17 protein-coding genes are annotated in these 17,346 nt (G+C 69.4%); 11 read left to right on the top strand and 6 right to left on the bottom strand.

The annotated features are described in order from the left end of the window. Positions 1-156: 156 nt before the first annotated feature. Positions 157-1,818: a cytochrome c oxidase subunit I gene (ctaD, locus tag SFC76_RS03435; protein WP_322848104.1), complete on the bottom strand. Its 1,662-nt coding sequence runs from the start codon at positions 1,816-1,818 to the stop codon at positions 157-159. A gap of 1 nt (position 1,819) precedes the next feature. Continuing rightward, positions 1,820-2,959 carry a cytochrome c oxidase subunit II gene (gene coxB, locus SFC76_RS03430; RefSeq protein ID WP_322848103.1) on the bottom strand — a complete coding sequence of 380 codons (1,140 nt, stop codon included), beginning with the start codon at positions 2,957-2,959 and terminating at the stop codon, positions 1,820-1,822. 207 nt (positions 2,960-3,166) lie between these two features. Between coxB and pyrE the strand changes: the two genes are divergently transcribed. The 5 genes from pyrE (at position 3,167) to SFC76_RS03405 (ending at position 7,092) form a co-directional block, all read left to right on the top strand. Continuing rightward, entirely contained in the window at positions 3,167-3,748 is a 582-nt protein-coding gene (pyrE, locus tag SFC76_RS03425) for an orotate phosphoribosyltransferase (protein ID WP_322848102.1), read from the top strand. Continuing rightward, complete coding sequence (locus tag SFC76_RS03420) at positions 3,745-4,494, top strand: pyridoxine 5'-phosphate synthase (RefSeq protein ID WP_322848101.1); 750 nt, start codon at positions 3,745-3,747, stop codon at positions 4,492-4,494. The genes pyrE and SFC76_RS03420 overlap by 4 nt, the downstream gene beginning before the upstream one ends. Positions 4,495-4,659: 165 nt before the next feature. Beyond that, on the top strand, positions 4,660-5,070 hold the full coding sequence (acpS, locus tag SFC76_RS03415; RefSeq protein ID WP_038665027.1) for a holo-ACP synthase: 411 nt from the start codon (positions 4,660-4,662) through the stop codon (positions 5,068-5,070). After that, positions 5,067-6,014, top strand: coding sequence for a signal peptidase I (gene lepB, locus SFC76_RS03410; protein ID WP_322848100.1), 948 nt, complete (start codon positions 5,067-5,069; stop codon positions 6,012-6,014). The genes acpS and lepB overlap by 4 nt, the downstream gene beginning before the upstream one ends. Position 6,015: 1 nt before the next feature. Further along, a complete protein-coding gene (locus SFC76_RS03405; RefSeq protein ID WP_322848099.1) occupies positions 6,016-7,092 on the top strand; it encodes an AI-2E family transporter in 1,077 nt (358 codons plus the stop codon). On the opposite strand, the gene SFC76_RS03400 is transcribed toward SFC76_RS03405, so the two are convergent. Beyond that, on the bottom strand, positions 7,066-8,142 hold the full coding sequence (locus SFC76_RS03400) for a glycosyltransferase (RefSeq protein WP_322848098.1): 1,077 nt from the start codon (positions 8,140-8,142) through the stop codon (positions 7,066-7,068). The genes SFC76_RS03405 and SFC76_RS03400 overlap by 27 nt on opposite strands. 170 nt (positions 8,143-8,312) lie before the next feature. Between SFC76_RS03400 and SFC76_RS03395 the strand changes: the two genes are divergently transcribed. The 3 genes from SFC76_RS03395 to SFC76_RS03385 are packed head-to-tail and all read left to right on the top strand — an operon-like array spanning position 8,313 to position 10,896. After that, a complete protein-coding gene (locus tag SFC76_RS03395; RefSeq protein WP_322848097.1) occupies positions 8,313-9,176 on the top strand; it encodes a hypothetical protein in 864 nt (287 codons plus the stop codon). Continuing rightward, complete coding sequence (locus SFC76_RS03390; protein ID WP_322848096.1) at positions 9,173-9,700, top strand: DUF2141 domain-containing protein; 528 nt, start codon at positions 9,173-9,175, stop codon at positions 9,698-9,700. Before SFC76_RS03395 ends, SFC76_RS03390 begins: the two co-directional genes overlap by 4 nt. Beyond that, positions 9,700-10,896: a glycosyltransferase gene (locus SFC76_RS03385; protein ID WP_322848095.1), complete on the top strand. Its 1,197-nt coding sequence runs from the start codon at positions 9,700-9,702 to the stop codon at positions 10,894-10,896. Before SFC76_RS03390 ends, SFC76_RS03385 begins: the two co-directional genes overlap by 1 nt. A 36-nt stretch (positions 10,897-10,932) precedes the next feature. Here SFC76_RS03385 and SFC76_RS03380 read toward each other — a convergent pair whose 3' ends face one another. The 3 genes from SFC76_RS03380 to ubiG all read right to left on the bottom strand — a co-directional run bounded on the left by SFC76_RS03380 (position 10,933) and on the right by ubiG (position 14,022). Further along, complete coding sequence (locus SFC76_RS03380) at positions 10,933-11,652, bottom strand: polysaccharide deacetylase family protein (protein ID WP_322848094.1); 720 nt, start codon at positions 11,650-11,652, stop codon at positions 10,933-10,935. Then, complete coding sequence (locus SFC76_RS03375) at positions 11,649-13,079, bottom strand: hypothetical protein (protein ID WP_322848093.1); 1,431 nt, start codon at positions 13,077-13,079, stop codon at positions 11,649-11,651. The genes SFC76_RS03380 and SFC76_RS03375 overlap by 4 nt, the downstream gene beginning before the upstream one ends. A gap of 217 nt (positions 13,080-13,296) precedes the next feature. Next, entirely contained in the window at positions 13,297-14,022 is a 726-nt protein-coding gene (gene ubiG / locus SFC76_RS03370) for a bifunctional 2-polyprenyl-6-hydroxyphenol methylase/3-demethylubiquinol 3-O-methyltransferase UbiG (RefSeq protein ID WP_322848092.1), read from the bottom strand. 52 nt (positions 14,023-14,074) lie between these two features. On the opposite strand from ubiG, the gene SFC76_RS03365 reads away from it, so the two are divergent. The 3 genes from SFC76_RS03365 to SFC76_RS03355 all read left to right on the top strand — a co-directional run bounded on the left by SFC76_RS03365 (position 14,075) and on the right by SFC76_RS03355 (position 17,332). Then, on the top strand, positions 14,075-15,349 hold the full coding sequence (locus SFC76_RS03365) for an aspartate kinase (RefSeq protein WP_322848091.1): 1,275 nt from the start codon (positions 14,075-14,077) through the stop codon (positions 15,347-15,349). Further along, on the top strand, positions 15,346-16,365 hold the full coding sequence (locus tag SFC76_RS03360; protein ID WP_322848090.1) for a nitronate monooxygenase: 1,020 nt from the start codon (positions 15,346-15,348) through the stop codon (positions 16,363-16,365). Before SFC76_RS03365 ends, SFC76_RS03360 begins: the two co-directional genes overlap by 4 nt. Before the next feature lie 211 nt (positions 16,366-16,576). Further along, complete coding sequence (locus SFC76_RS03355) at positions 16,577-17,332, top strand: hypothetical protein (protein WP_322848089.1); 756 nt, start codon at positions 16,577-16,579, stop codon at positions 17,330-17,332. The last annotated feature ends 14 nt before the right edge of the window (positions 17,333-17,346 follow it).

Raw genomic sequence — 17,346 nt, 5'->3', positions numbered from 1 at the left:
CTTAACGAAGCGTTCGTGGCGTCGCTCGGGTCGGCGCGGAAAACGGCGCGCTGGTCGCCGGCGTAACGATCCGGCCGACCGATCCTTCGCTTGCCGGAAGGGGGATCGGGCGCGCCCCAACGAAAAACCCCGGGGTTTCCCCCGGGGCTTCGTGCCTCAGTCGATCTTCGGCAGCGTCTCGAACTGGTGGTAGGGCGGCGGCGAGGACAAGGTCCATTCCAGCGTCGTCGCGCCTTCGCCCCAGGGATTGTCGGGCGCCTTCGGCCCGGCGATCAGCGAATAGATCACGTTGACGAAGAAGATCACCATGCCCGCGGCCATCACCTCATAGCCGTGGCTCGCCAGCGCGTTCCAGGTCGCATAAGCGTCCGGATAATCCGGATAGCGACGCGGCATGCCCTGCAGCCCGAGGAAGTGCATCGGGAAGAACAGCAGGTTCACGCCGACGAAGAAAACCCAGAAATGCGCCTGACCGAGCGCCTCGTTATACATCTTCCCGAACATCTTCGGGAACCAGTAATAGAAGCCGGCGAACAGGCCGAACACCGCACCGAGCGACAGCACGTAGTGGAAGTGCGCGACGACGTAATAGGTGTCCTGCATGTAATCGTCGATGCCGCCGTTGGCGAGCACGACGCCGGTGACGCCGCCGACCGTGAACATGAAGATGAAGCCGATCGCCCAGACCATCGGCGTCTTGAAGGTCAGCGAACCGCCCCACATCGTCGCGATCCACGAGAAGATCTTGATGCCGGTCGGGACCGCGATGACCATCGTCGCGGCGGTGAAATACATCTTCACGTTCACCGACAGGCCGGTGACGAACATATGGTGCGCCCAGACGACGAAGCCGACGACGCCGATCGCGACCATGGCATAGGCCATGCCGAGATAGCCGAAGACGGGCTTGCGGCTGAACGTCGCGATGATCTGGCTGACGATGCCGAAGCCCGGCAGGATCATGATGTAGACTTCGGGGTGGCCGAAGAACCAGAACAGATGCTGGTAGAGGATCGGATCGCCGCCACCGGCCGGATCGAAGAAGGTGGTGCCGAAATTGCGGTCGGTGAGCAGCATCGTGATCGCCGCGGCGAGCACGGGAAGCGCGAGCAGCAGCAGGAAGGCGGTGACCAGCACCGACCAGACGAACAGCGGCATCTTGTGCAGCGTCATGCCCGGCGCGCGCATGTTGAAGATGGTGGTGATGAAGTTGATCGCGCCGAGGATCGAGCTGGCGCCGGCGAGGTGGAGCGACAGGATCGCCATGTCCACCGAGGGCCCCGGTTCGCCATAGGTCGACAGTGGCGCATAGACCGTCCAGCCGGTGCCGGCGCCGCCGAAGAAGGGCGAGGCGAGCAGCAGCGAGAAAGCGGGGATGAGCAGCCAGAAGCTGACGTTGTTCATCCGCGGAAAGGCCATGTCGGGCGCGCCGATCATGATCGGCACGAACCAGTTGCCGAAGCCGCCGATCATCGCCGGCATCACCATGAAGAAGACCATGATGAGACCGTGCGCGGTGATCAGCACGTTCCACAGATGGAGCGCATGATCGAGCCCGCCGTCGCCGCCGGGCAGGAAATTCGCCCAGCCGACGAGATACTGGATCCCCGGCTGCGCCAGCTCGGCGCGCATCAGCCCCGAGATCGCGCCGCCGATGATCCCCGCGATGATCGCGAAGATCAGGTAGAGCGTCCCGATGTCCTTGTGGTTGGTCGACATGAACCAGCGGGCGAAGAAGCCCGGCTTGTGGTCCGCATCGCTGTGCGCGTGATCGTCGTGCGCGACGAATGCGGAGGGGTGGAGGGCGGTATCGGTCATCTTACTGTCCCGCGTTGCCGGTGGCCGGATTGCCGGTCGCACCCTGGCTGGAGGTGGGGGCGGTCGTCGTCACGTTCTCGACCGGGCCGGTGGCGGCGTCGGCGGCATTGCCTTCCGCCTGTTTGGCGGCCGAACCCTCGGCGCCGGGCTGCGGGATGACCTTGTCGGACGGCGTGCCGGGGCGGGGCATCGTGCCGCCCTTGGCGCGGACCCAGGCGGCGAATTGCGCCTGCGGCACCGCTTCGACCGCGATCGGCATGAAGGCGTGGCGCGCGCCGCACAGTTCCGAACACTGGCCGAAATAGAGGCCGGGCTGCTTGATCGTGAAGCTCGTCTCGTTGAGGCGGCCGGGCACCGCGTCGAGCTTGATCCAGAAGGCGGGGACCGCCCAGCTGTGGATCACGTCCTGCGAGGTGGTGATCAGGCGGATCGGCACGCCGACCGGCAGCACGATGCGATTGTCGGCGGCGAGCAGGCGCGGCCCGTCGGCATCGGTGCGGAACCGCTCGCCCTTGGCGACCTGGTCCTTTTCCTTGAGCATGTTGGCGGTGACTTCGAAACCGCCGTTATCGGGATATTGATACGACCAATACCATTGGTTGCCGATCGCCTTCAGCGTCACCGCACCCGCCGGCGCGGGCTTGAACTGCGCCTGCAGCAGGCCGATCGACGGCACCGCGATCAGCACCAGGATGATCACCGGCGCGAGCGTCCAGACGATCTCGATCGCGGTGTTGTGGCTGGTCTTCGACGGCACCGGATTGGCCGACTTGCGGAAGCGGAAGACGACCCAGAGCAGCAGCAGCAGCACGAACACGCAGATCGCGACGATCAGCGGCACCAGGATCGAATCGTGGAACCAGTGCGCGAACTGGCCATTCGTGGTCACCTGCGGCTGGATGCCGATACGGCCGTCGACGGGATGGCCGATGCCGGGCTGGATCGTCGTCGCGGGCGCGCCGTCCTGCGCCAGCAGCGGCGAGGCCGGGGCCGCCGGCGCGGTGGCGTTGGCGGTGGTCGGTGCGATGTTGGACACGCCGGCCGGTGCGGCGGCACCCTGCGGCGCGGCCTGCGATGCCGCGCTAAGACCGGCGAGCGCGAACCCGGCGGCGAGTGCGAACCCCTTGAACCCTTTGCGCATGCGTTTCGTCACCCCGTCCAGATTCCCTCGCCTGCCCGGCGAACGGGCCGTTATGGCGTATGACTACGCCCCTTTTGCCATGACCTATACGCGGGCGCCGGCCCGGCCTCAAGCACCTGGCCCATGTTTATCGCCTTGGCCCGCTTGGCGGCGGCGCGGCGACTACCTATGAGCGGCGACATCCGACCGACTTATCCGGGACCGCCGATGACCGACGACGACGTGCTGGCCGAATTCCGTGCCGCCGATGCCCTGCTCGAGGGGCATTTCATCCTCTCGTCCGGCCTGCGCAGCTCGCGCTACCTGCAATGCGCGCGCGTGCTGATGGACCCGCGCCGCGGCGCGCGCCTCGCCGAGGCGCTGGCGACGCGCATCCCCGACGAGATCAGGACGCGGATCGCCGCGGTCGTCTCGCCCGCCATGGGCGGCGTGATCGCCGGCCACGAGATGGCGCGCGCGCTCGGCGTCGAGGCGATGTTCGTCGAGCGGCCGACCGGCACGTTCGAGCTGCGCCGCGGTTTCCGGCTGGAACCGGGGCAGGCGGTGCTGATGATGGAGGACGTCGTCACCACCGGGCTGAGCTCGCGTGAGGCGATCAAGGCGATCGAGGCGGCGGGCGGCAGGGTGATCGCCGGCGCCGCGCTGGTCGACCGGTCGGGCGGCACCGTCGACCTCGGCGTGCCGTTCTTTCCACTGATCCGGCTGGACGTGCCGACCTACGAAGCCGACGCGCTGCCGCCCGAGCTGGCGGCGATCCCCGCGATCAAGCCGGGGAGCCGGGCGGCGTGAGCCTGCGGCAGACGGAGGACGATCGGCTGCGGCTGGGGGTCAACATCGATCACGTCGCGACGGTGCGCAACGCGCGCGGCGCGGGCTATCCCGATCCGGTGCGCGCCGGGCTGCTCGCGGCCGAGGCGGGGGCGGACGGGATCACCGCGCATCTGCGCGAGGACCGGCGGCACATCACCGACGACGATATCGCGCGGCTGTCGGCGGCGCTGACCATCCCGCTCAACCTCGAAATGGCGGCGACCGACGAGATGCTCGCGATCGCGCTGCGTCATCGGCCGCATGCCGCGTGCATCGTGCCGGAGAAGCGCGAGGAGCTGACCACCGAGGGCGGGCTGGACGCGGCGGGGCAGCACAACCGGCTCGCGCCGCTGGTCGGCGAACTGGCCGCGGCACGGATCCGCGTATCGCTGTTCATCGAACCCGATCCGCGGCAGATCGAGGCGGCGATCCGGCTCGGCGCGCCGGTCGTCGAACTGCACACCGGCCGCTATGCCGAGCTGGACGGCGAAGCGCGCACCGCCGAGCTGCGGCGACTGTCGGACGCGGCGGCGCTCGCCGCGAAGAACGGCATCGAGGTGCATGCCGGCCATGGCCTGACGTTCGACAATGTCGGGCCGATCGCGGCGATCCCGCAGGTGCGCGAGCTCAACATCGGCCATTTCCTCGTCGGCGAGGCGCTGTTCGTCGGGCTGGGCGACGCGGTGCGGCGGATGCGCGAGGAGATGGATGCCGCGCGTGGGTGAACCTTATTCCTCCCCGGCACGGGGAGGGGAACCGCCGCGCAGCGGTGGTGGAGGGGGGCTTCCGCATATGCTTCCGCCAAAGAGGGGGACGCGCTCGTGGAGCCCCCCCTCCACCACCGGCCTGCGGCCGGCGGTCCCCCTCCCCGTGCCGGTGAGGAATGGGGTATGATCGTCGGGCTCGGTTCCGACCTGTGCAACATCGAGCGGATCGCCGCCTCGCTCGACCGGTTCGGCGCGCGGTTCGAGGCGCGCGTCTTCACCGATGCCGAGCGGGCGCGGGCCGCGCGGCGGCCGTTCACCAAGGCGGGCACGCTTGCCAAGCGCTTCGCCGCCAAGGAGGCGTTTTCGAAGGCGGTCGGCACCGGGTTCAAGGCGGGCGTGTTCATGAAGGACATCGGCGTCGTCAACGCCCCCTCGGGCGCGCCGACGCTGGCGCTGACCGGCGGCGCGAAGGAACGGCTTGACGGCATGATCCCCGAGGGCCACGTCGCTCGCATACATTTGACTTTGACCGACGATCATCCCTGGGCGCAAGCCTTCGTGATCATCGAGGCGATCCCGGACCCCAAGGCATGAAGGAAGCGGTGTTGGACGGCAGCAACCCCAGCGAGGCGGCGGTCCCCGCGCCCGCGCCACCGGCCGTCGCACGCAAGAAGACCGACTGGTGGGGCGAGATCAAGGGCATCTTCTGGCTGATCCTGATCGTCCTCGGATTCCACAGCTTCATCGCCAAGCCGTTCTACATCCCGTCCGAATCGATGCTGCCCGGACTGCGCATCGGCGACCGGCTGGTGGTGTCCAAATTCGCCTACGGCTGGTCGTTCGTCTCGCCGACGATCCCCAATCCGGTCGCGATCTTCAAGGGCGTGGTGATGCGCCAGCCCGAGGAGAGCTGGAGCGTCGGCCTGCCGTTCATCCACGGCCGGTTGCTCGGCAGCCTGCCGCAGCGCGGCGACGTCGTCATCGTCACCCCGCCGGGCACCCGCAACGACTATATCAAGCGCGTCATCGGCCTGCCCGGCGATACGCTGGCGGTGCAGGGCGGCACGGTGATCCTCAACGGCAAGCCGATCCCGCGCGGGCCGCTGCATTACGTCGACCTGCCGGTCGACACCAACAGCCCGTGCAGCGACCGCGACTATTTCGGCGCGCGTCGTCCGGCTGCGGGTGGCGGCTATGTCTGCCATCTGCCGATCGTCACCGAGACGCTGCCCGGCGGCCGCCATTACGACACCGTCGATCTCGAACCCGACAGCCCCGGCGACAATTATCCGCAGGTCACCATCCCCGCCAACCACGTCTTCCTGATGGGCGACAATCGCGACCGCTCGGCGGACAGCCGCTTCCCGCTCGCGCAGCTCGGCCTCGGCGGGCCGGTGCCGTATGAGAATCTCGGCGGGCGCGCCGAATTCCTCACCTTCAGCCTCGACGGCGACGCGACGCTCAACCCGCTGACCTGGTGGGGATCGCTACGCTCGGGCCGCGCCGGCCTGTCCCTCCACCCGGCCACTGGACAGTGACGTGAGCGAGACGCCGGCGATCCAGGATCCCAGCCCCAACGAGCTGCGCGATCCCTTCGTCCGGCGCGAGCTGACGCGCGCGGCGGTGTGGCTCGGCCTCGCCGCGGCGATGGCGCTGGCGGTGATCCTCGTCCAGCCGCTGCTGATCATCTTCGCCGGCCTGGTGTTCGCCGGCCTGCTCGACGGCGGCGTGCGCCTGCTCGGCAAGGTGCTGCCGATCGGGCGCGGCTGGCGGCTGCTGATCGTCGTGCTGCTGACGATCGCCTTCCTCGCCGGCACCTTCTACCTCACCGGCGTGCAGGTCGCCGACCAATTCTCGCAATTGCGCGCGACGCTGGAGACGCAGGCCAACCGGCTGGCGCGCTGGCTGAGCGGGCAGGGGCTGATGCCCGGCGCCTCCGACGTCAGCGGCATCGCGCGCCAGGCGCTGAGTTCGGTCGGACGGATCACCTCCTGGGTGGGCACCGCCTTCGGGGCGCTGACGACGATGTTCATGATCATCGTCATCGGCCTGTTCGTCGCGATGGACCCCGGCACCTATCAGCGCGGGCTGGAATGGATGGTGCCGCGGCGCAACCGGGGCGAATTCGCGACGGTGATCGACCGGATGGGCAAGGTCTTGCGCCGGCTGCTCGCCGGGCGGCTGCTCGGCATGCTCGCCGAGGGGGTGTTGACCGGCATCGCGCTGTCGATCGGCGGCGTGCCGATGGCGATGATCCTGGGCATCCTCACCGGGCTGCTCGCCTTCATCCCCAATATCGGCGCGTTCATCAGCGGCGCGCTGATGATCGCGGTCGGCTTCTCCGCGGGCACGCACATCGGCTTCTGGGCGATCGGCACCTATGTCATCGTCCAGGGCTTCGACGGTTACGTGCTGCTGCCGATCGTCGCCAAGAAGACGGTCGACCTGCCGCCGGCGCTGACGCTGGGCGCGCAGATCATGGCGAGCGCGCTGTTCGGCATCCTCGGGCTGGCGCTCGCCGATCCGATGACCGCGATGATCAAGACCGCACTGGAGCGCAGCGCCGAACGCGAGGCCGAGCGCGACGAATCAGGCGAGGGTGTCGAACAGGCGTAGGTAGCGCGCCGCGGAATCGCCGCCGGGCTGTGGCACCGGGGCGGGGCGGGGCGCCACCAGCCAATGATTGAGCGCGGCGGCGAGGCCGGCGGCATCCTCCGGCGCGACGACGGTGCCGAGGCGCGCCTCGCCGACGATCTCGCGCACCGCCGGGCTCGACGCGGTGGCGACCACCGGCGTCCCCACCGACAGCGCCTCGCGCAGCACCCCCGGCACGCCCTCGTAATCGGAGGGCAGCGCCAGCACCGCGGCCCCCGCCATCGCCGGCAGCGGATCGCCGACATGGCCGGGCAGGTGGACGCGCGCGGCGAGCCCCGCCGCGGCGACCTGCCGCTCCAATGCGGGGCGCAACTCGCCCTCGCCGAGGATCACGACGCTGACGTCGGCGGGCAGCGCGGGAATCGCGGCGATCAGCCGGTCCCAGCGTTTCTGCGGCACCAGCCGGCCGACGCCGAGCACGATGCGGCCGGGCGGCAGCGCCGCGCCGCCTGCGGCCGCCGCCGTCGCGCGCGGCGCCGGCGGATTGGGGATGACGCTGGTCCGCCGCTCCATCCGCATCGCGCGTGCCGCCAGCGCCGCGGTCGCCGGCGTCATCGCGACGAGATGATCGAGGAAGCGGCCATGCTGCGCCAGCCACAGCCGGTGCCCGGCGCCCATGATCCGGCCATGATCGGCGCGGTCGATCGCGTTGGACAATTTGGCGACGATCGGCGGGCAATCGTCGCCGAGTCGCCAGCGCAGCCACGCGGCGACCAGGGTATAATGGTTGCCGGGGCAGAAGATGAGGTCGGGGCGCAGCCGCAGCGTGATCGCCGCCAGCCGGCGCTGCGCGACGTAGCGGCGGTGGCCGAGCGGCTCGAGTCCCAGCCCCGCGGGCAGATCGGCGGCGAGCGGTCCGCCGGCGTCGCCGACCGCGAGCGTCACCCGCCGCCCCGCGGCGAGCCATTCCGCCGCCAGCCGCAATTGCGCGCGCTCGACGCCGCCACCGGACAAATCTTGTGCGAAGGTAAGGATATGGTCGGCAGACATGGTCGCGGACCGCTGTGCCACAGAGCTTCGTGACACGACAGTGAAACGAAATTCATGTGCAACACCGGGTCGATATGGCTAAGCGACCCCATCGTCATCGTTCGGATCAACGGGTGCAGATCGATCACAGTGCAGGCCGTCCTCTCGTCGAGATCGTGCCGCCCTCCCCCGACATCGCGGGACTCCAACCCTTGAAAACCATCAAGAGCCGCTGGCCTGCGATCATCGGCGCGTTGGTGACGTTGGCGATGCTCGCCGGCCTCGCGCACGAGCTGCTGAGTTCGGGGCTTGCCGGGCTGGACCGGGCGACGCCGCGCAACCCCTTGTTCTACATCGCCTTCGCCGCGCTCTATTTCGTGCCGCCGCTGGCCGATTACTGGATCTTCCGGCGGCTGTGGCACATCCCGCTCGGTGGGCTCGTCGCGCTGATCAAGAAGCGGATCGCGAACGACGTCGTCATGGGCTATTCGGGCGAGGCCTATTTCTACGCCTGGGCGCGGGCGCGGGCGCAGCTCGTCGCGGCGCCGTTCGGCGCGGTCAAGGACGTGTCGATCCTGTCGGCGATCGCGGGCAATGCGGTGACGCTGGCGATGATTGCGGTGGCGCTGCCGGTCGGGCGCGAGCTGATCCCGCCCGAGATGATGCGCTACGTCTACGGCTCGCTGGCGGTGATCTTCGGCACTTCGCTGCCGTTCCTGATCTTCTCGCGCAAGGTGTTCTCGCTGCCGCGGCGCGAATTGTGGGCGATCTTCGGCATCCACTGCCTGCGGCTGATCCTCGGCGGCTTCTTCCTCGCGCTCGCCTGGGCGCTGGCAATGCCGAGCGTCGCGATCGGCACGTGGCTGTTCCTGTCGGCGGGGCGGATGCTCTTCTCGCGTCTGCCGCTGCTGCCCAACAAGGACCTGCTGTTCGCCAATTTCGCGATCCTGATGATCGGCGAGGACCAGGCTTTGTCCGAGCTGATCGCCTTCACCGCGGCGGCGGTGCTGCTGATCCACGCGCTGCTGATCGTCGCCTTCGGCATCCATCACCTGCTGACGAGGACGCCGTCATGACTCCTTCGGCGATCCTCGCCGCGCTGCTGCCCGTGGCCCTGCTGGTCGCAGTGCCGGCCGGGGCGCAGGTGCTCGGCAGCGACGCGGCGGCGTGCAACCCCGGCGGCGGCCCGGCGATCCTCGCGCAGATCGCCGGGCTCAAGGATCGCAAGGGGCGGATCAAGCTGGAGCTGTATCCCGCCAACGAGACCGATTTCCTCGCCGACGATTCGGTGCTGCTCGCCGCGGGCAAGACGTTCCGCCGGGTGTGGACGGCGATCCCGGCGAGCGGCCAGGTGCAGGTGTGCATCCGCGTGCCGCGTCCCGGCCGCTATGCGCTGTTCGTCACGCACGACCGCGACGGCAAGAACAAGTTCAATTTCTTCGCCGACGGCGCCGGCTTCCCCGGTCCCGGCAAGATCGGCATGTCGCGGCCCAAGGTCGAGCGCGCGCTTGTCGACGTCGGCACCGCCACCGCCGAACGTACCGTCCAGATGCAATATCTGCACGGCCTCGGCGGCTTCTCGCCGACCAAGGACGAGTGATGCGGATCGTCGACGTCAACGAGATCTACTCGCCGACCGGCGGCGGCGTGCGCACCTATATCGATCGCAAGATCGAGGTGCTGGCGAGCATGGGCCACGAGCTGATCGTGCTCGCCCCGGGCCGCGAGGACCGGATCGAGGAGCGGCCCGGCGGCGGCGCGATCCATTACATCAAGGCGCCGGGCATGCCGTTCGACGCCAATTACGGCCTGTTCTGGGATGCCGAACCGATCCACCGCCGGCTCGACGCGCTCGATCCCGACGTGGTCGAGAATTGCTCGCCGTGGAAATCGGCGTGGATCGTCGCGCAATGGCGGGGTGGGGGGAAAGGGCGCGCGCTGCGCTCCTATTTCATGCACAACGACAATCTGGAGGCCTATCCGAAGCGCTGGTTCAAGCCGGTCGCCTCGGCGCCGCGGATCGAGCGCGCCTTTTCGTGGTACGACCGCTACCTCAACCACTGCCTGGATCAATATGACACGGTGGTCACCAACGGCCCGTCGCTGACCAAGCAACTGGCGGCGCGCGGCATCCGCGTCGATGCGACGATGCCGCTCGGCATCGAGCGCGCGCATTTCTCGCCCGACCTGCGCGACGAGACGCTGCGCGCCGCTTTGCTGCGCCAATGCGGCCTGCCGCCCGAAGCGCAATTGCTGCTCGGCGTCGGCCGCCATCATCCCGAAAAGCGCTGGCCGACGGTGATCGATGCGGTGCAGCGGATCGGCACGCAGGCGCCGGTGGGGCTCGTCATCCTCGGCCAGGGGATGGATACCAAGACGCTCGAACGGCATATCGGCGCCAATCCGCACATCCGCCTGTTCCGTCCGGTCTACGACCGGCGGCGGCTGGCGACGATCATGGCGAGCGCCGACATCTATATCCACGGCTGCGGCACCGAGACGTTCGGGCTGGTCCCCGCCGAGGCGCTGGCGAGCGGCACGCCTCTGATCGTGCCGGACGGCGGCGGCACCGCGGAGATCGCCGATCCGCTGTTCGCCGAAGTCTATGCGCAGCGCGACGCGCACAGCTGCGCCGACGCGATCCAGCGGATGCTGGCGCGCGACCGCGCGATCGTGCGCCGCGCCGCGCGCGTGGCGTCCGCGAAGGTCCGCAACGACGAGGAACATGCCGCCGATCTGGTGGCGCATTATGCCGCCGCGATCGCGGCGCGCGACGGGGTGCGGAAGCGGGCGTGACCTTATTCCTCCTCCGGCAGGGGAGGAATTGGCTCGCTACCCCGCCAGTTCCGCATAGGCCGCGGGGCGATGCCGCCCGAACGCGGCGAAGGTCGTCGTGATGCTGTCCAGCAGCGCCGGCACGGTCGTATCGCCGGGATGGACCGCGATCCGCACGTTGCGCGTCGGCTGCAACACGTGGCGCAGCGCCCCCGCCGCGGCGAGCGAACTCAGCTGCCGCATCCGCGTCCGGCTCGCCCAGGTGATCACCGGCCCGCGTGCGACGACGCCGCCGCCCGGCCGCCACACCCGCGCGTGATCCTCGGCGAGCGCGAAGCCGGCGTCGGCGAGCGCCGCGCGCGCGCCTACCGAATAGAGCCACGCCGGCGCGATGAACCCCGTCGCCGCGCGCCCGGTGATATCCTCGACCAACGCCTTGCCGCGCCGCATCCGCGCCAGCGCCTCGGCGTGGCTGAGGCCGAGGAACTCGCCCTCGCCGGCGGTCATATGTTTGGCCTTGAGCGCCGCGGCGCGGCCGGCATGCGCGCTGTCGTCGCGATGCGTCCAGCCGTGGACGAACATCTCGACGCCCTCGTCCGCCCAGCCGCGCAGCCGGCCGGCGAAGGCGGGGGTGATCGGCGCGCTCGACCAGTGATCGGGGACGACGAGCATCGCCAGCCGCCGCCCGACATGCGGGGCGAGATGGTCGAGCAGGCGGTCGACCTCGCCCTCGAACCGGGGCGAGACGTCGTGGATGGAGGCGAACAGGCGTTTCATCGCGCGCGATGATAGACGCGCAGGAGCTCGTTGCCCATCGGTAGCGTCGCGGTCAGCCGGTAATCGCGCGCCATCGCCGCGGTAACGATCGCATGCGCGGCGGGGCGCTCGCCGCGATATTGCGGACGGATCACGACCGCCTCCGGCCCGGCGGCGAGGATGCGGCGGATTTCGCTGTCCTGATCGACCCCGGTCGCGCCCGCCTCGCGGAAGCGGATCAGATGCGAGGGCACGAGATAGCGCGACAGCGCGCAGCGCCCGGTCGCGCTGTAGAGCATGTCGGTGCCCGAATAGACGTACAGGCACCCCGGGCCGCGGCCGACCGCCTGCGCCAGCGCGGCGAGTTCGCCGGCATCGCCGCGGCCGGCGCGTTGAACGATCAGCACGATCTGGCCGGCGAGCGCGGCGGTGAGCAGCAGCGCGGGGGTGCGCCAGCGCTGCCAGGCGGTGGTACCGAGCATGCCGGCGGCGGCGGCGCAGGCGGGGAGCAGGACGGGCAAGGCGTAATGATCGAACCACGGCCGGAAGATCGCGACGCTGCCGATCGACACCGCCAGCCAGAGCGCGACGAAACGCCGCGCGCGCCGCTGTGCGCGATCGCCGCGGCCGCGCCAGAGCGCGAGGATCGCCAGCGTCGCGATCGGCGAGACGATCAGGATCATCTCGCCGATATTGCCGGCAAGCTCCGACAGGGGATCGGGATTGCGGTGGAAGATCGACAGGAAATTGGCGAAGACGAAGGCGTCCCACTGGCCGACCGCGGCATAATAGCCCGCGGCGAGCGCGGTCGGCAGCAGCGCGACGACGACCAGAGCCGCGCCATAACCGATCACCCGCAGCGGCCGGCGCGTCGCGTGCCAGTGATCGGCGAGCAGCCACAGGCCGAAGAAGATGCCTTCGAACACCACCGAATATTTGATCTGCAAGGCGATGCCGACCAGCGCCATGACGAGCAGCCCGCGGCCCGCGCGCTGCGGCGCGGGGCGCAGGACGAGCAGCGCGGCGGCGAGCATCAGCAGATTGTAGAAGACCGGCGACTGGCCGCTCTGCCCGCCGAGCAGGTCGAGCCAGAGGATATAAGCGAGCGCGCCCGCGGTCGCCCCCGCGCCGAAGCCGAGCCGCTCGGCGAGCCGCGCGATCCACCAGGCGCTGGCGACGGTGCCGGCGAGGGCGAGCAATTGATAGCCCCAGATGCCGGCGGGGAAGCCGAGCGCGGCGGGGACGGCGTAGAGCAGGAACAGCCCGACCGGCTTGCGATCCCAGATGTCGACGAAGGGCAGCGCGCCCTGCCACATCCGGTGCGCGGTGACGAAATAGAATTCCTCGTCGACATGGACGATCGGATTGCCGAACGTCAGCGCCCGCGCCGCGATCGCGACGAGCAGAAGGATCGGCAGCCGCAGCCGCGGGTTGGCGAGGAGATGCATCGCGCCGGGCGGTAGCGGCGGCCGGGTTGGTTGGGAAGGCGGCCTGGGTTCCTCCCCCCTTGCGGGCAGGGCTGTCGCTTATGATCGGTTCGTGGATCGGATGTGGTTCCAAATCCACTCCGTCACCCCGGCCTTGCGCCGGGGTCCCGCTTCTTCGGATGGCGCGACGAAGCGGGATGCCGGATCACGTCCGGCATGACGAGGAATTCGAGTGCCGTTAGACGCGTTTCGCCGTCACGAAATAATCGAGCTGCGTCGAATTGCTCAGCACGAAGCCGGTCGCTGGCGAGAAGCCGAGCCCCTGTACGTCGGTCACCGTCAGTCCGGCGCGCTCCAGCAGGTCGGTGAGCTCCTCGGGGGTGAGGAACTTGTCCCAGTCGTGCGTGCCGCGCGGGATGCGGCCGGTGCCTTCCGCCAGCGTGATCAGCGCCAGCCGCGACAGCGGCGTGCGGTTGGGCGTCGACAGCACCAGCAGGCCGCCGTCGGCGAGCGACTCCGCCAGACCGCGCACGAAGCCGGCGGGATCGGCGACATGCTCGATCACCTCGAGGCTGGTGACGAGGTCGAAGCGGCCGGTCATCGCCTCGACGCCGACCGCGCGATAGTCGATGGCCAGCCCCGCCTGCGCGGCATGCGCCTGCGCCACCGCGACATTCTCCGCCGCCGCATCGATCCCGGTCACCGCCGCGCCGAGCCGGGCGAGCGGCTCGCACAACAGCCCCGCGCCGCAGCCGACATCGAGCGCGGTCTTGCCGGCGAGCGGCGTGAAGCTGGTGTCGTCGCCGTCCCAATGCAGGTCGATGCGGCCGCGAATATAGCCCAGCCGGACCGGATTGAGCTTGTGCAGCATCGCCGATGAGCCCTTCGGATCCCACCAGTCCTTCGCCATCGCACCAAAGTGTTGCGCCTCGCGCGGGTCGATCGTGCTGCTTGCCATCATCATGGCCGCTACCTATCAGGGCGGCCCCTTTACCCCAAGGAGTTTGGCGACGCAGATGGCACGCATCGTGATGAAGTTCGGCGGCACGTCGATGGCCGGGATCGAGCGCATCCGGAGCGTCGCCGCGCGCGTCAAACGCGAGGTGGAGGCGGGCAATCAGGTCGCGGTGGTCGTCTCGGCGATGGCGGGCGAGACCGACCGGCTGGTCGGCTTCTGCCGCGAGGCCTCGTCGCTCTACGATCCGCGCGAATATGACGTCGTCGTCGCCGCGGGCGAACAGATCACCAGCGGGCTGCTCGCGATCGCCTTGCAGGCGGCGGGCGTGCCGGCGCGTTCGTGGCTGGGCTGGCAATTGCCGATCCATACCGACGATGCGCACGCCAAGGCGCGGATCGGCACCATCGAGGTCGAGGCGCTCAACGCCAGCATGGCGGCGGGCGAGGTTGCGGTGATCCCCGGCTTCCAGGGCGTGTCGGACGACGGGCGCGTCACCACGCTGGGCCGCGGCGGTTCGGACACGTCGGCGGTGGCGGTGGCGGCGGCGATGAAGGCCGATCGCTGCGACATCTATACCGACGTCGACGGCGTCTATACGACCGACCCGCGGATCGTGCCGCGCGCGCGCAAGCTCAACAAGGTGACGTACGAAGAGATGCTGGAACTCGCCAGCGTCGGCGCGAAGGTGTTGCAGACCCGCTCGGTCGGCCTCGCGATGAAGGAACAGGTCCGCGTGCAGGTGCTCTCGTCCTTCACCGGACCCGATGCGCCGATGGCGGATACGCTGCCCGGTACGATGATCGTGGGCGAAGACGAAATTGGAAAGGATACCGGGGACGTGGAACGCCAGCTCATCACGGGGATCGCGCACGACAAGAACGAGGCGAAGATCACGCTGACCAGCGTTCCCGACCAGCCGGGTGCAGTGTCGGCGATCTTCGAACCGCTCGCCGCGGCGAACATCAACGTCGATATGATCATCCAGAATATCGCGCACAATCACGGCTCGACGGACGTCACCTTCACCGTGCCCTCGGCCGACCTGGCGCGGTCGCTGGAGGCGCTCAACCAGGCGCGTGCGGCGATCGGCTTCGCCGAGCTGGTCCACGACACGCGCGTCGCCAAGGTCTCGGTGGTCGGCGTCGGCATGCGCAGCCACGCCGGAGTCGCCAGCACGATGTTCACCACGCTCGGCAAGCGCGGCATCAACATCCAGGCGATCTCGACCAGCGAGATCAAGGTCAGCGTGCTGATCCACGAGGACGAAACCGAACTCGCCGTCCGCATGCTCCACACCGCCTACGGCCTCGACGCCGCGGACGCCGCGGCATGACCGTCGGACAGGAGCGCCTGCAGCGCCGCATGGCGCGCGGCGCCGCCTTCCTCGGCGCGGACGTCGCGATCATGGCGGGCGCGATGTCCTGGGTGTCGGAGCGCAACCTCGTCTCGGCGATGTCGAACGCCGGCGGCTTCGGCGTGATCGCCTGCGGCGCGATGACGCCCGACCTGCTCGATGCCGAGATCGCCGCGACCAAGGCGCTGACCGACAAGCCGTTCGGCGTGAACCTCATCACCATGCATCCGGCGCTGTTCGACCTGATCGCGGTCTGCACCAGGCATGAGGTCGGTCATGTCGTGCTCGCCGGCGGCCTGCCGCCCAAGGGCTCGCTCGAGGCGATCAAGGCGGGGGGCGCCAAGGTGATCTGCTTCGCGCCGACGCTGGCGCTCGCCAAGAAGCTGATCCGCTCGGGCGTCGACGCGCTGGTGATCGAGGGGATGGAGGCGGGCGGCCATATCGGCCCGGTCTCGACCAGCGTGCTCGCGCAGGAGATGCTGCCCGAGATCGCCGAATCGGTGCCGGTGTTCGTCGCCGGCGGCATCGGCCGCGGCGAGGCGATCGCCGGTTATCTCGACATGGGCGCGGCGGGCGTCCAGCTCGGCACGCGTTTCGTCTGCGCGACCGAATCGATCGCGCACGCCAATTTCAAGAAGGCGTTCATCCGCGCCTCGGCGCGCGATGCGGTGGCGAGCGTGCAACTCGACCCGCGGCTGCCGGTGATCCCGGTGCGCGCGCTCAAGAACGCCGGCGGCGAATTGTTCACCGCCAAGCAGCGCGAGGTGGCGCTGAGCCTCGACGAGGGCGCGGTGGCGATGGGCGAGGCGCAATTGCAGATCGAACATTATTGGGCGGGCGCGCTGCGCCGCGCGGTGGTCGACGGCGATGTCGAGCACGGCTCGGTGATGGCCGGCCAGTCGGTCGGCATGGTGACGAAGGAAGAACCGATCGCCGAGATCATCGGCGCGCTGGTCGCCGAGGCGGCGGCGGCGCTGGAGAAAAGGGCGGGGTAAACGCATATTCCTCCCCGGCACGGGGAGGTGGCGCCGCGAAGCGGTGACGGAGGGGGCTTTCCACAAGCGCGGCGGTCGCGGCCACCCCCCTCCACCAGCTACGCTGGTCCCCCTCCCCGTGCCGGGGAGGAATTGTTCTTCGCTTACCCCGCGTTAACCATTTCCGCCGCAGAGTCGCACCGGCCGGGGGGCAGGGAAGGACGATCTGGCGATGCGCAATACCATAGCTCTCACTGCCGTCGGTCTCGCGCTGCTCGCCGGTTGCGCGATCAAGCCGAAGACGGTGGCGGTCGCACCGCCGCCGCCGACCGCAGCACCCGCGCCGGTCGCGCTGGCGATGCCCAAGGGCGCCTATGTCGGGATGCAGATCCCGGCGTTGATGGGCGACGGCCGCTACGCGACGCCCAACCGCAACCTGTCCGCCGACGGTGCCGTCTGGCATCTGCGCGCCGCGCTCAACGTCGCCGCGCTCGCCTGTCGCGGGCCGGACGAGGCGGCGATCATCGCCGGCTACAATGCGCTGATCGCGCGGCAGAAGACGCTGCTCAACGGCGCGCAGACGCGGCTCACCGCCGAATATAAGGCGGCGGGCGGTGACTGGCAGGATCGCTACGACGACCAGATGACGCGGCTCTACAATTTCTTCTCGCAGAGCCAGGCGCGCGAGCCGTTCTGCAACGCCGCGGCGGCGACGCTCGCCGACAGCACGACGGTCGACGCCGCCGGCCTGCCCGCCTTCGCACAGGGGCGGCTGGCGGTGCTGGAGAAGCCGTTCACCGATTTCTATGCCGCCTATGACGCGTGGCGTGCCGAACGTGCCGCCGCGACCCGCATGGCGTCGGCGAATACGACGCCGCCGCGCGCGCTGGTGGTGCAGGCGGTGCCCGCCGCCGCGCCGCCGCCACGCCCGCGGCTCGAACTCGACCCCAGCGTCTTCGCCGAGACCGGCGCCGCCGTCACCCACTGAGACCATCGACAGGG

It is taken from the genome of Sphingomonas sp. CD22 (assembly GCF_034556155.1).
Lineage (GTDB): Bacteria > Pseudomonadota > Alphaproteobacteria > Sphingomonadales > Sphingomonadaceae > Sphingomonas.
This window is presented reverse-complemented; position numbering and strand designations above follow the sequence as displayed.